Origin of the sequence: Xanthomonas sp. NCPPB 3761 (genome assembly GCF_041475705.2) — a bacterium.
Lineage (GTDB): Bacteria > Pseudomonadota > Gammaproteobacteria > Xanthomonadales > Xanthomonadaceae > Xanthomonas > Xanthomonas phaseoli.
This window is the reverse complement of the sequence record NZ_CM191262.1, coordinates 4,897,009-4,910,906: the sequence shown is the minus strand read 5'-3', so window position 1 is coordinate 4,910,906 and position 13,898 is coordinate 4,897,009. Positions and strand designations below refer to the sequence as shown.

The 13,898-nt window shown below is 54.8% G+C and carries 6 protein-coding genes and 3 pseudogenes; 5 read left to right on the top strand and 4 right to left on the bottom strand.

All coding sequences use genetic code 11. The features are described from left to right. Window positions 1-98: 98 nt before the first annotated feature. The 4 genes from ACCQ00_RS21260 to ACCQ00_RS21245 all read left to right on the top strand — a co-directional run bounded on the left by ACCQ00_RS21260 (window position 99) and on the right by ACCQ00_RS21245 (window position 7,829). Entirely contained in the window at window positions 99-848 is a 750-nt protein-coding gene (locus ACCQ00_RS21260; RefSeq protein ID WP_052758119.1) for an OmpA family protein, read from the top strand. 81 nt (window positions 849-929) lie between these two features. Beyond that, a complete protein-coding gene (locus ACCQ00_RS21255) occupies window positions 930-3,524 on the top strand; it encodes a hypothetical protein (protein WP_127446621.1) in 2,595 nt (864 codons plus the stop codon). Between the two features lie 1,140 nt (window positions 3,525-4,664). Next, entirely contained in the window at window positions 4,665-5,684 is a 1,020-nt protein-coding gene (locus ACCQ00_RS21250; RefSeq protein WP_039571080.1) for an F-box protein, read from the top strand. Window positions 5,685-5,777: 93 nt separating this feature from the next. Next, window positions 5,778-7,829 (top strand): IpaD/SipD/SspD family type III secretion system needle tip protein, encoded by a 2,052-nt coding sequence (locus ACCQ00_RS21245; RefSeq protein WP_039571082.1) that lies wholly within the window; start codon window positions 5,778-5,780, stop codon window positions 7,827-7,829. Between the two features lie 408 nt (window positions 7,830-8,237). On the opposite strand, the pseudogene ACCQ00_RS21240 reads toward ACCQ00_RS21245, so the two are convergent. Next, window positions 8,238-8,767 (bottom strand): annotated as a pseudogene (locus ACCQ00_RS21240) (plasmid pRiA4b ORF-3 family protein). Between the two features lie 168 nt (window positions 8,768-8,935). On the opposite strand from ACCQ00_RS21240, the gene ACCQ00_RS21235 reads away from it, so the two are divergent. Then, entirely contained in the window at window positions 8,936-11,527 is a 2,592-nt protein-coding gene (locus ACCQ00_RS21235; protein WP_372354027.1) for a hypothetical protein, read from the top strand. Window positions 11,528-11,582: 55 nt separating this feature from the next. Here the strand turns inward: ACCQ00_RS21235 and ACCQ00_RS21230 are convergent. From ACCQ00_RS21230 to ACCQ00_RS21220, 3 genes and pseudogenes are all read right to left on the bottom strand, one after another. Beyond that, window positions 11,583-12,115 (bottom strand): annotated as a pseudogene (locus ACCQ00_RS21230) (transposase); the annotation flags it as partial. Window positions 12,116-12,135: 20 nt separating this feature from the next. After that, window positions 12,136-13,223, bottom strand: a protein-coding gene (locus tag ACCQ00_RS21225) for an IS3-like element ISXac2 family transposase (RefSeq protein ID WP_099770635.1) whose coding sequence is annotated in 2 segments (ribosomal slippage) — window positions 12,136-12,971 and window positions 12,971-13,223 — 1,089 coding nt in all. Because the reading frame shifts where the segments join, the coding sequence is not laid out codon by codon here. 70 nt (window positions 13,224-13,293) lie between these two features. Then, window positions 13,294-13,656 (bottom strand): annotated as a pseudogene (locus ACCQ00_RS21220) (restriction endonuclease); the annotation flags it as partial. Between the last annotated feature and the right edge of the window lie 242 nt (window positions 13,657-13,898).

Sequence of the window (13,898 nt, the reverse complement as noted above, 5' to 3'; positions counted from 1 at the left end):
TGAACCTGTATCAGTACCAACCTCTTCCCCGGCGTGACGTTGGGCGTGGCCCGGAAGAAAGCCCGTTCTGGGTTTCGCTCTCTGACATGATGACAGGCATGACCTCGCTTTTTCTGGTGCTGGCCTGCAGCATGCTGCTGATCTGGATCATCCAATCGGAACCGTCGGGCGGAACGTCGCCGCGCGGCGAGAAAGTCGTCGGCGCCGACGCAGCTGCGACGATGCAGCGCGACGAGCGTTCCGTAGACGCGGCTGCGAACACTTCGCATAACGTGGCCCGTCTTGCTGCCTACGAGTCGGATATTTCCGCCGCATTGAAGAAGATATTGGCGTTGTCGCAGCAACACGGCTTTTCGGTCGACGTTGCCACTAATACGATCGATCTCGGCCAGTCAGCGCTTTTTCCGCTCGGAAGCGACCGCCTGAGCGCGAAGCAGGAAGCGTTGCTGCGAAGCTATGTCACCGATCTGATCGCGCTGATTCAGAACGATCCGGCAATGGTGCCGTTGAAGAACATCACCGTGGTCGGCTATACCGATCCGGCCGGATCGTATCTGTTCAATCTCGATCTGAGCGCGCGCCGCAGCGAACGCCTGATGTGCGTGTTGCTTGCGTCGCCGGAAAAGCAGGGCGGCGCAACAGGCGACGCGACGATGACCGAGGGTTCGCTGCAAACCATTCGGCAACTGTTCAAGGTTGGCGGGTATTCCGCTGGCGCACAGAAGGAAAGTGCCGCAGCAAGCAGACGATTAGCGTTGAAAATGGATTTTTACAAGCTCGACGAGCCCCGGCGGCAAGCCATTGCGCTTGCGATGCCGGTCGGATCGTGCGCGCTCGGGTCTAGCTAGCGGCGTATGTGAGACGAACTATATAGCGTGAATTAAAGTAACGGCCAGCGCGCCGTTCCACGACCAAACAGGATTGATAGCTTGGAAACGATGAAAGGCATTGCACCGCACGCCCTGCTGGAGGTCTGGCGTCATGCAGCCGAGGGCAAGACCGTCGCTTCATTCGACTGCTTCGATACGCTGCTATGGCGGGGCGTGGGCGCGCCGAACCAGGTGTTTTGCGAGTTGGCCGGCAAGCCGCCGTTTTCGACGCAGGGCTACACCGCCTACCATCGTGTGGCGGCCGAATCGTTGGCGCGCCGTGTCCGGTTTGAACAGCGCGAGGTTCCAGAAGTCACGCTGCGGGAGGTGTATCAGCAGCTATTCCCAGAACCTGACGGCGCCGCACAGATAGCGGCGTGTATGTCGTACGAACAGGATGCGGAGTCGTCGATCTGTTTCGTCGCGCCGGCGGTGCTTGCCTGCATGCGCGAGGCCCGGCGTCTCGGGATGTCCGTTATCGTCGTCAGCGACACATGTTTCAGCGCCGGCCAGTTGCGTGCGCTCATCGCGTCGGTGTCGCCCGAAGTCGACGAGCTGGTCGATCAGATCTTCTGCTCGTCCGACTACCGGATCGGAAAGGCCCGTCAGCTCTGGCACTGCGTGCTCGGCGAGTTGTGCGCGACGCCGGACACGATCATGCATCTGGGCGACAATCCCATTGCCGACGTGCAGGCGCCGTCGAAGCTGGGTATCGCGTGCCTGCGTCTCGATCGGTATGCCGGCGCGGCCGAGGCTGTGCTGCGCCGGCGCGAGTTCGCGACCCGGCTGATGTTCAGCGGCGTTGGAGAGACCCGATCCGTGTGGACTCTTTACGACGGCCTCGAATGTCAAACGCAGTCCGGGCGCACAAGCTGGCACGGTGAACTAGGTTGGCATCTGCTCGGACCGGTGGTGTTCGCCTTTGCGAAAACACTGGCCGACGAGTTCGCCGACCGGACACGCGACACTGATCAGCCGACAGTCCGCTTCGCGTTCCTGATGCGCGACGCCCACCTGTTGCGCAACGCCGCTGATATCGTCGCGCCCAATGAGCCGCATCCGTCATTGCACATCAGCCGGAAAACCGCGTTCTCCGCGTCCTTCGACAATGACCATGCAATCCAGAATTTCGTCAAGCTGAGTACGCTCGAATATCGGCTGAGTCCTGCGCAATGTGGAGCCTGTCTGCTGCTGAACGACGAAGAGCGCGCGCGTTTTACAGAAGCCTTCATTGCGAAAGAAGACACGCCGCGCGCGATTAACGATTTTTTTTCCGCGCAGATGCTGGACGCCATCAAGACGCGTTCGAAAGCGTTCCGCGGCCGGCTGATCACGCACATCGTCGCGCAGACTGGGCTCAAGCGTGGCGACACGCTATGCCTCGTCGATACGGGCTACAACGGCACGATTCAATACCTGCTGTGCGATGTATTGCGTAAGGAAATGGATGTCACCGTCATCGGACGGTATCTGATCTACCGGCAGAACCTCCGGCTGCGCGGACAGGCGTCGGGCCTGATCGACGCATCGTGGCTCGACCAGGGTCTGATTCATGCGCTCACGCAGTCGGGCCTCGCGTTTCTAGAAGCGATGTGCGCCGGCGGCGGCGGCTCCGTCGTCGACTATGAGCCGACCGGGCATCCGGTCTGCAATGCGGAGATCGTGCGCCGGCCGCTATGGATGGGCGCATGCCAACGCATGGCGCTGATGTTCGTCGATCAGGTTTGCGCGGTGCCCGCGTCCGCGTTGCCGAAGTTGACGCGCAGCCGTTTGCGGGAGTCTGCATTGACGAACCTCGGCGCCATGTTGTTTTTTCCGAGCGAGCGCGAACTGTCCGAGATCAGCCAGATGCAGTGGGACGTGAATCTCGGCGGCGATATTTGCCACGACGTGTGCGATCCAAAAAAAGGCGTGAGCGGATTGCGTCGGCGGGGATTGCTTTATCTGACCGGCGGTGGCGAGTTCCGAAGCAATGGGCCGTTCGAACTGCGGCATGCTGGCGCAGACCAACTGACGCTTTACATGGCGTGCGTGCGCAATGGTCTGCCGATGACCGAACCTGCGTTGTCCTATCGGCGCATTGCGTTGCCGCTGACATTCGCATTTGAAGAAAACGTCGTGCGCCGATGCGTGCCCGCACACGCGACATACGACGGATACTACACCGCCGTTTTTCCGCTGGGCCAATGCACGGTGCGCGTCGAAATCGGCGCTCTCACGCAGTGGTTGCAGATCGAATCGGTGACGAGCTTCCCGGCCGAGGCGTACGGGCGTATGTCTGAGACCAGTGGGCCGCAACTGCGCTTCGAGACAACGGATTATGTATTAGATGGCGTGACGCGCCACGGCGGCGGACTGCTGGAGTGCGGGCGTACCGCGGCGATGACGTTTGCGCCGATTCCGGAAGGAACGTCGGATTACATCCGGGTGGCATTCCGTCCGGTAACGCTTCACGACGGCGCCCAGCCGCAGTGCGACGATCCGCTGCTGCCGGCGGCCTTTTCATCGGCGGCAGCTCTATTCGCCGACGGTGCGGGCGACGACTGCGGAGGCAAAGACGAGTCGGCTGCGATATCCAGATATGCAGCGGTTGTCGATGGAAAACTTGCTGCGGCCGCATCGGTTTTGAACGCCGCGCTCTATACCGCGTTATGATGAACAGCGCCAATCACGTCATGAGGAGCTGCGATGGACGATGCAATAATGACCCGCATATATGGCTATCACGGCAATCGCACCACAGATATCTACAACTCGGCCCGGTTTCCGGAGCGGCGTTACGCGGTCATTGGCGTCTACGGATACAACCGGAGGCTGGAGGGCGGGCTGGCGCGGGTCGACAACACTCATCCGTGTTCCTATGGCCCGTCCGCTGACTACTGGGTGGATGAACGCGATAGAGATTCGGATGAGCAGGAGTTAGACGACGATTATCGCGACACCAGTTTTTTTGCCGGAGCGACCACGAGCGCAGCGACGAGGGAATGCTGGCCCGCTTCGGGCGTCGAGCGGCAGGTGCGGCCTACGGAGGGTACGAGCGCGAGCCATCCATCCGCTGCCGGCGCGGTGAGGCCCGGTCTCCCTCCGGTCGTCTGTGCCGTCGGGTCTCCCATCGGGTGCCGTGTCCGGCCCGATCGCGGGTCATACGCCAGCACCACCGTTGCCCTCCCGGCATATCAACAACATACACGTGGTCGTCAACCGGTCTACGAATAGGGTTGTCCGGCCTGCAATTACAGTTGTGACGGTATCGAGCCCGGTTGGGTTGCGGTTCGAAGTGTCGGAGATGGTAAGCGACGCAGTCCCGACCGACCGCAGGCGTGGCGTGAATGGCAAGGGCGAAAAGGACGACACAAACCGAAGGAAACAACGGAATGCACCTGGCCTCGCTGCGAGAATCGAGGCGGATATCCGCCAGCATGTCCATGCGGAGTTGCGCCGGCACCTTGAACGTTGGACTTGAGCCGGCGCCGGTACGACGACGGACACGTCGCCTGCGTCCGCAGTCACTGATAAGGGTTCCAACCACGATGAGGACGCGATGGAGACCGCTACGCCAGGTCCAGGTCGGGCACAGTACGTTCTCGCCTATCAGAAAGAACAAGGAGGCATGACATATATAACGCACCTATCTCGCAGACGGGTCGCTGGCCGCCGCTCGTTCATGCCGTCGAAGCCGCGCCGACTCACGGCCCCTCGTCCGATGGCTGCGCGGATGCCAGCGCATCCGCGCAGCCAGCCGATGAAGACCACGCCGTTGATAATTCCGACGCGACGCCATCATGCAGCTTGGGCATGCTGCACGATTACGCGCTAGGCACCATATTCGACCATTGTGATCTGCGCGAACTGGCACGAATGTCGCAGGTGGATCGCCGCAGCAGGAACCTTGCCGCACTGACGTTCCAAAAAAGGTGGACGGCGGAAAAACGCCGACAACAAGTGATCGATGCGACGCTTTCCGATCAGCCTGACGCACTTCATTTCGCTCACCGAATGAGCATGACTATAGATGATGTGAGGGTGCGCGGCGAAACGCTTCTATCCAGATCCCTTGCGTTTCCGCTTCATCAGCATTCGTATCGCGCCCTGCTGGCGATGACGAACAATCTGCACGACAAGATCGTTACGCTGCAGATGCTGAACTGGGAGCAGCGCGGCTTTGTGTTCGGCGCCATCTACAACCATTGCCAGGAAGCGATCAAAGCCATCCTCGCATGCACGCGCTTTCAGGGAACCGCACATCCCGAATTGCGAAGGCGCTACTTCGTGGATGCGATCCATTATGGCGACGTCGCGACCCTCCGCGTACTTGTCGACTCCGGGCGTTTCGATGTCAACGCAACCTATCGGGGACAGTCGCTATTATGGCATGAGATGGCGACGCCCGATCAGAGTCTGGACAAACTGCACTATCTCCTCGGGCTCGACGGGATCGATGTGCATGCCAGAGGACTACCGGCAGCACCATGTCATGCAGACCTCGCAAAGTACCGGTTGTATCTTTCGGACCCGCGGGTGGATGTCAACAAGCCGTGCAGGCCCCCGAATTACGATATGGAAGTCAGCGCGCTCACCTATGCGGCCAATATCGCCATGATTTATGACGACACGCGGATTTTCGATGTGCTTATTGCTGACCCGAGACTCAACATCCTGCAACGGTATCGTCATTCGTCGGGTTCGTTATTCAATTCGATCGAAACGTTACGACACGCCCATCGTGGTGATGATCTGGGAGACAAACAGAGAATATTCAGGTATCTGGAAAGCAGGATGCTCTCGCATCCCAGTTTCCGGACGTCGTCAGCATAGCCTGAGGGTGAGTCGCGAATGCACGTTTTTTGAGCGCCAAGGTCGGAAGTAGCAGCTATAAATAGAGTAGCAGCTATAAATAGGGTGGTATTAATGAAACTATTGGAAAGCATCATTCAAGGCGAGATTTACACGAGCGAGCAATATGCGGCGTGCGTCACTGCGAAGTCGGCGGCATATGCGCCACGAATGAAAGACGCGAATCGCCCGGACGACACTGCGCCAGTTCAGCACCCGCAATCGAACGGTCGGGTGAGCGATATGCTTCGCGAGGTGACGCTTGCTGCAAGCGAGCTGCTGCCGGCCGATGCCGGCGAGCTGCGCGAGTCGAATATGGCGCCGCTCGATAAAACGGGCGCCATCGTGCAGCGTGCGGTTAACGACGCCGCAATGGGAAATGCGCACAACCTCGCGTTTGCGTTGAAGATGCAATCGGAAGCTCGCGCCGACGCGTTTTCGAATATCAGGCTAGCAATTCAAGGTCATCGAATGACGCAGGTTGAGGCCATATCCCCATTGCATGAGCAGTTGATGACGAAGTCGGCCCTTGACCCTCGACATGAGATGGCATTGTCATCATCAGCGAGCGGTCCGAAACACGGACTCGGCGCATTGGCAAGTCCGCCTACACAGAGCGATCCATCGCCCGCGCCCGATCCGGATACAAGTACGCCTTCCTGGGTGCCAAGCACCCCAGCGGACGTTGATGCGATCAAGATCAATTCGCTGGAAGACCTCAAGGCATACTACGCACAGTATGCGGCGGACTATAAAGTTCTTGCCGCATATGTCCAGGAGAATACCGAGACGGACCCGACTGGTTGCGAAGAGAAGATTCAGGTATTTGCCTCGAAGTACAGCGCGCCGTTGATCGTCAACGCCGGTATTGATCCCGCCTACGCCTCGGTGGCATTGGGCGGGGATTGGCGGATCCACGAATTCAATCTGCCGGGAAAGGGCACCTTCGAGGCGTATCAACTCAACTTAGACACCGTGCAGGCCTATCTCGACGACCAGGCATTCTGTAATCGCCTGCAAGACGACAGGGACGCTGCCGCTTGTCTCTGGCAGGCGTCTGGCGGAAGTGACTATTCTTTGAGTGGTACTCCGCCTTCCTATTCGGAAGCCTCCGCTGCCTTGGAGAAAGTGGAAGCGTCATTTAACAAAAACAATCATGTGAGCGTCCTTCCCGATAACCTTCCAGAATTTTATACGATTAGTCCCGATCCTGCAGGCGGATACTTTGTCTATCCCTCGGAAAAATTTAAAGAAACCATCAATTCTTTCAATGACTACCTTGCAGCATGGCGTGCATATTACGGCGGCGGCATTCCAGAAGATAATCAAACATTTAACAAAACTGATGAGAAGTATAATCCATCAGCATTGAAAGATATTGATCCTGCTTATGGTCTAGTCGGAAAGTGGTTGGGCCAATCGATTGACAACGAGGCATGGCTATCGAAAATAACTCAATACATGTCGACTTTATTTGAAAGCTGGAATCCCGATGTTGCTCGCGCCAATGCCAACCTCGATAGTCTGGAGCGGTCGGACGCTGCTCAATACGGCGGTCTCTATGCGACAATCGGCGCCGCGAAGGCAGCGATTGTCGATAATTATGGCAACCTGATCAGTGAGTATATGAGCTACACGCAATCAGCCACCGATCTTGTCGCCGATCTGTCGAAGTACGTCAAGGCGACCGATGATGGCTCGAAGGTAACCTTCAATGCCGACGATTTGCGCTCTGAAATTCAGCAGAAAATCGATAGTCTGTCGCAGTGGTCACTGACGACTCCGGGCACTTCCTTGCTCTCGGTTAATGATTGGAACAAGGAGCTGAGCGGTAATTTTATCGCGACGAAGAACGCCGACGCTACCACGACGCTGAGGCTTGATCTGACGAATTTGATCGGAATGCGCGATTCGTTGGCGGAATATAGCAACGCTGACATCAGCGTCACCCAGTACAATGCGTGGTATTCCGGTTTTTCAAGCGAAAAAGATAATGTCCAGAATCTGTCCCAAAGCATCGCGGAAAAATATTCAAGAATGAATAGCGCGTTCGATAATCTTGTGCGAATGATGAGTTCGACGATCTCCGCATTGCTCGAGTCGGAGGCAAAGTACTTCCAGTGGTAAATGGCGCACGCCACGTCGCCGTTCGCGCTTGATAGAAGCGCGGCGGCGGGGTGGCCGAGCGGCACGAGCTCGCGCGACCGTTGATGGGGTGGAACGAACCGTTGCTGACGGTCCAGGCGACACCGTACTTACTAAAAGTTAGGGAAGCTCTGAACAACTATTTCGCGAGCTTACGATTGAGAGCCGGGGCAATTGCCATCTCGTGCAAGTGCTTGATTTCAAGTACTGGAAATCGCCACGATCAACCGAAATTCCCAATTTGCTCGCGGTCCAGGGCTTTGTTCAGAGGTTCCTTAGATTTTGTGTTGGCGCGTGTTGAAAATTGACCATAAAAATGGGGTTCTGCGCACTGAAAATTGGGGTTTGAGGCGCAGTAGAACGGAAAGTGCGGTTAAGCGCCGGTAGGCATCAAAGCTTTACGCGTCGCAACCGTCCGTTCGCGACCTCGACATTAAAGGTGCTAGGGTCAAACTCGCCGCCATACCACTCGCGCATGGCCGCGTGTTCGGGATGGGTCCGATCTGAAACCGCTTGCAGGAAATGATGTAACCTAGTGGTCCACCTACATCTTCCGGTGGACAGGATTGGGCGCCGCCGGTGCAGATCGAATGCTTCGATGCCGGGTCGATGGGCAGCGTGTCTTCGACCGCGACGCGATGCTTCCAACCATCGCCAAAGTCGTAGGTGTAGCTGAAGACCTTGGCCTGCCCCAACGTCTTGGACAGCCGCACTCGGTGTTCGGATTCAGGTGATTCGTCGTCGAATGGATCGGGTGTTCCGTAGCGCATGCCACCGATTCCAAACTCGTGCAGATGACTATCGGTCCACCCCATTGCCGCTTGTATCACTTGGTGCAGCTTGGGGAGCGTGATCGACCCCGGCACGATTACCTGTCGGTAGACGGTGGGTTGGATCTCCAGCAATTCGATGCGCAGCATCAAGGCATGAGGAAGCGTCAAAGAACTGGAAAAGCATCCACCACTGGAAGCCGGCGTTGCAGAGCTTCCAATTGATGTTCGGCGAGGAACGAGTGCCACTGGCAGCGCTGTGATGAAAATCGGTTACACAGTTCGTTTGACAGACCCTACGAGTGAGGAAGTTTAAAAATGCCAAATTCAATTACGCAATATCGTAAGGAAAATGGAAAGCATATCAATTGGATTGACGAACAACTGGGATGTCAAAGGTTGCAGGAAAGACGCATCCACCAGTTGGCCATCCAGCCCGGCAGTCACGCGAGCAACAAAGACAGGCAGCAAATAGCTCATTCAATAGTGCATTTACTTTCTATACTCACTAGTGTGCAGAATACTTCTGCCGGACTAGTGATGGAGCCCGGAAAGCCAAGCAATGCAGCTGAATTTGATAAAATTATTAAATATAATAACTTCTACTCTGGAGAAATTCATAAAAATTTTATTGGCAGCAAAACACAAGGAAATTTTGAAAATACTTCCTGCTCGATAATTTCCAAAGAAAACAAAAATGAATTACCAGAAAAGCGCATGAAACTTCCGAAAAAATTTATATGCTCTACTACGTTGAGTCCTATCCAATCACTTGAACAAAAGAATTCAGTTTTTGACGATCACAATAAATATGCTTTTCCAAGCATGATTCAAGAGGCGCTCAATTCGGTTATAAATAAATTGTACAAAACAGGAGATTTTATACATTTAATTGATCCCTTGAAATTCCCGGTGGCGAGTGCGGCATCTTTGCGGTTTCGGGAAACAATGTTGCCATTGAATGTAAATACCACAAAAAAAAATAGTCTTTTGTCCTCCGTGATACATCAGTTAGTTTTAAATGGCCAACTATCTGAGAATGATGGTCAAAATATGTTACAGCTGCTGGAGTCGGATCCTACTATGCCATTACCACTAACCTTTAAGCGTCTGACAGACGAGACGATTGAAAGACACGAAAAACGTGCGTTGAGGGCTGATTTAGATCCTCAAACAGCTTATCACATAAAACAGCACTGCGCATCTGAAGAACAAGTGCTGAATATGAGGGGAAGGAATTCAGATATGAGGCTTTTGTTTGAAGCTCAGCGTCTAGAAAATCCGCTCCGGCGGTTTTATGACGATTCTGATGAGGAGCCTTCCGCCACCGTCAAGAATATTGTTGACGCATTAAATCTATTTCTCAACCTTGGTTCTTTTGGCATAAAGCCTTTAGTCGAAAATTTACTTGCAAATAAAAAAAGAGTTGAGTACTACGAAAAAAAAGGTGATGCGATTTGCGCAGAAAGATTTAGGCGGATCAATGTTGCTGAGTTGCTTACGGGCATTGATATTAGCGCGTTGCCGTACAGCACTCGCCATCAGTCAGCTAGAGTAAGTCGTATCGGTCGTCCTGGTATTCGTTTAGAGACGGACAATGGCATACAAGATCGAGAAATTAATATAAAAGATATTTCATCAAAAGGGAAGCAGAAAAAAACGATTGATCATGTTGAAGAAAATAAACAAACGAAGGTATTGCCAAAGAATAAACATTCAGAGCTTGTTAGCGGGCATTCATCAAGTTCGGTCATTCGATTTCCCGATATATCTGTGTCATTGACTAGTAGAAATGAAAAAGCCGAAGAGGCAATTAATGCATATTTCCTTAAACATATGCAAGAGCATTCCTTATTAATGGCAGAAAGCATAGCTTTTATTGACCGAGATGCTAAAAGTGATATTTATTTTTACGGGAAAATCAAGAAAATTTTCAAGGGCGATTATTTTGTTTTTTCGAGTGGACTGAAGATCAATGATCATGATACAACAGCTATTAAGAACTCAAAATTAATGATCCGGGATCATGTGCAATATGCTAAATATTCACTTTTAAAATCAAAATCAATTTACAGATTTGCAAAAGAGAAAATCGCTCCTGCAGCGACGCAAAAAGGCGAAATATTGAAAAATTATTTAAGTAGATATTTTAAGAGAACCCTTGATATTACTAATGAAAATTTGTTAGCGAGTGTTATAGAAAGATTTGGGGAAGTGGCCACCAGGTGCCTGCGATTCCAACGACGCATTATTCAAAGAGATTTCAAAAATTTTTGGTTTGCTTCAACTCTAGGCGACCTTGATCGAAATGCTGAGGGACATGAATTTTTTACCTTACTAGATGCAGACCGCATAAAAGATATGCCTCTAATGGAGTCATATTATGCAAAGAGAATACAAGATTCAGTCATAGCAACCTTCCCAGAGGCACTTTATGGAGTAAATCCTGAGCACTCAGTTTTGTATAGACGATATCCAGCGGCGCATGCCGGTCAAAGTTTATTGCACGAGTACACTCATATATCTTCATCCACACGTGACTTAATTTATAACGATAGAATGTATGATGGGCAAGCAAAAAATGCAAAAGATATGATGCGAGGTTTTTATGATGATTTGCAGGGAGGGTTTGCCAGTCAATCCATGGTCGATTTTACACAATCTTATTGCGCTGCCTATGGCAAACCGTCCCCTCGAACAATTTACGATTTGTTCAAGGAAGATGAAATATTTAGATCGCTTACTGTAATGAGTAACGCTGCGTCTTATGAAACATTTTTTCGTGATATATCGATGCTGTTGTCATACGATTTCGATATCCGGATGTTGCCGTTTATTACCGAAGTGAATGTGGAGGAGATAAATGCTGTCGAATTGCAGAATGAAATATCGGCGATAGAAAACATGTAATGACCGACCGGTTTCTGCTGGTTCTAGGGAAGGCCTGAACAACTCACCAAACCTCTCAAATTCCAGCTTCTTGCACGGCAGCAACGTGCAAAATGCTGCGTTTGGTGCGATTTCTGCAACTTTCTGGCGGTTTTAGCTGCCAGGCGGTGTTCTTGGCCAAGCCGCGATAGCGAACCTTGGTGTAGCCAAACTGGCGCTTGATCACGCGAAACGGGTGCTCCACTTTCGCACGCACGCTCGCCTTGAAGTGTTCCCAACGTTCTTCCCGAGCACGCTCGCGCTTGTTGCCAATGGCTTGATTCGGGGGTCGCTTGGCGGCAATGAAAAATGCAGCCTCGCAGCTCTGTAGCTCGTCGCGCTTTTCTGCACCGGTGTAGCCGCTGTCGCCGAACACGCTGTCTTCCTTCCCGTGCAGCAATGCGTGCGTCACCATGACATCGGCCACGTTGGCTGCAAGTACCACTGGTTGCCTTTCTTGGTCTGATGCATCTCAGGGTCGCGCGCACGATCGGCGTTCTTGGTTGAGCTGGGCGCAGCGATCAGCGTCGCATCGACGATCGTGCCCGACCGGGTAATCCCCCCACTTCTAGCGGTCGCCAGAAGTGGAGCTAAGCGGCCATCGCCAACTTCATGGCAGGCGTGATGCCGCCGAGCGCCATATTCGGACGCTCGTGGTTGTACGTCCATAGCCAGCGGGTGGCTTTGTCCTGCACCTGGTCGATGGTGTCGAACAGGGTTTGGGCGAGCCAGGCGTAGCGGATGGTGCGGTTGTAGCGTTCAACGTAGGCGTTCTGCTGTGGCTTGCCCGGCTGGATGTGCTCGACCCGGATACCATGCCGCTGCGCCCAGGACAGCAACGCGCCACTGATGTATTCAGGGCCGTTGTCGCAGCGGATCACGGCGGGCTTGCCGCGCCACTCGATGATCTGCTCCAGCGATCGGATCACACGGGCTGACGGCAGCGACAGATCCACCTCGATCCCCAGCCCCTCGCGATTGAAGTCGTCGAGCACATTGAACAGCCGGAAGCTGCGGCCGTCGGCCAACTGGTCGTGCATGAAGTCCATCGACCAGACCTGGTTGATAGCCTCCGGCACCGCCAGAGGCTCGGGCCGCTCACGCACCAGCCGCTTCCTCGGCTTGATCCGCAGGTTCAACTCCAGCTCGCGGTAGATCCGGTAGACCCGCTTGTGATTCCAGCCAAAGCCCTTCACGTTGCGCAGGTACAGGTAGCACAGGCCAAAGCCCCAGTCGCGATGGGCGGTCGTCAGGCGGACCAGCCAGTCGGCGATCCGGGCGTTCTGCTCGCTGGCCTTGGCCTGGTAGCGGAAGCAGGTCTGGCTCACCGCGAAGGCCTGGCAGGCGTGGCGGATGTTCGTACGCCCGCTCGTGACTGCCGATTGGGCCATCTCGCGTCGCTGAGATGGCCTCACCATTTTTTTGCGAGCGCTTCCTTCAGCAGGTCGGTACTGAGCTGCGCCTCGGCGTACATCTTCTTGAGCCGGCGGTTCTCCTCCTCCAGCTCCTTCATGCGCGCGACCATGGACACGTCCATGCCGCCGAACTTGCTGCGCCACTTGTAGAACGTGGCCGAGCTGATGCCGTGCTCGCGGCACAGCTCCGGCACGGGCGCACCGGCCTGGGCCTGCTTGAGCACGGCGATGATCTGGCTGTCGGTAAAGCGGGACTTCTTCATGGAACCTCCTCGGGAAAGGGGACGAGAAAATTCCACTTCTGGCGTCTGCTAATGGGCGGGGGGATTACCCTTCGACGTGGTAGCCCTGGCGGCGGAAGGCGTCGGCGACCAATTGTTCGAACTGGCGCCAGCCGCCTGCTGCCAGGCTTTCCAGAGTGGTACGGGTGTCGAGGAAGCGGCGGCGGCGGCGCGCGCCGAGGTAGGAGACCAGCGCGGCGAGCCAGCAAACGCCGAGCAACATCCAGGCCAGGGGGGCGAACAGCGCGTCTGATTGCTGGGCGAAGCCCTGCGCGAGTAGCCCGCCATGCTGCGATAGCCACCAGGCGATGCCGTAGCGCACCGTGAGATAGCCAACGAGGCCGACGACGAGCGCCAGTGGCCAGGGCAATGCGGCCAGTGCGTCGAATGTGCTGCCCCTGTGTTTGCGTCCCATGCAAGAACCCCCGTTCCAGTCCCGACCATAGCCGCTGGCAGCGGGTTTGTCAGCAGCACATGGATGCGCTTGCGAACCAGGTCGCATCGCGTGCGTCCTTCACTGCTATGCAATAGGTCAGTGTCGAAAGATTGAGTTCGCTTGCCCCGCGCAGAGTGCACTTGCGTGGGACTGCGATGGGATCGACGTGCATCAATCCGTTTCGATCTAGCGGGCATAGCCGTGGGGAGGCTGCACCGTCT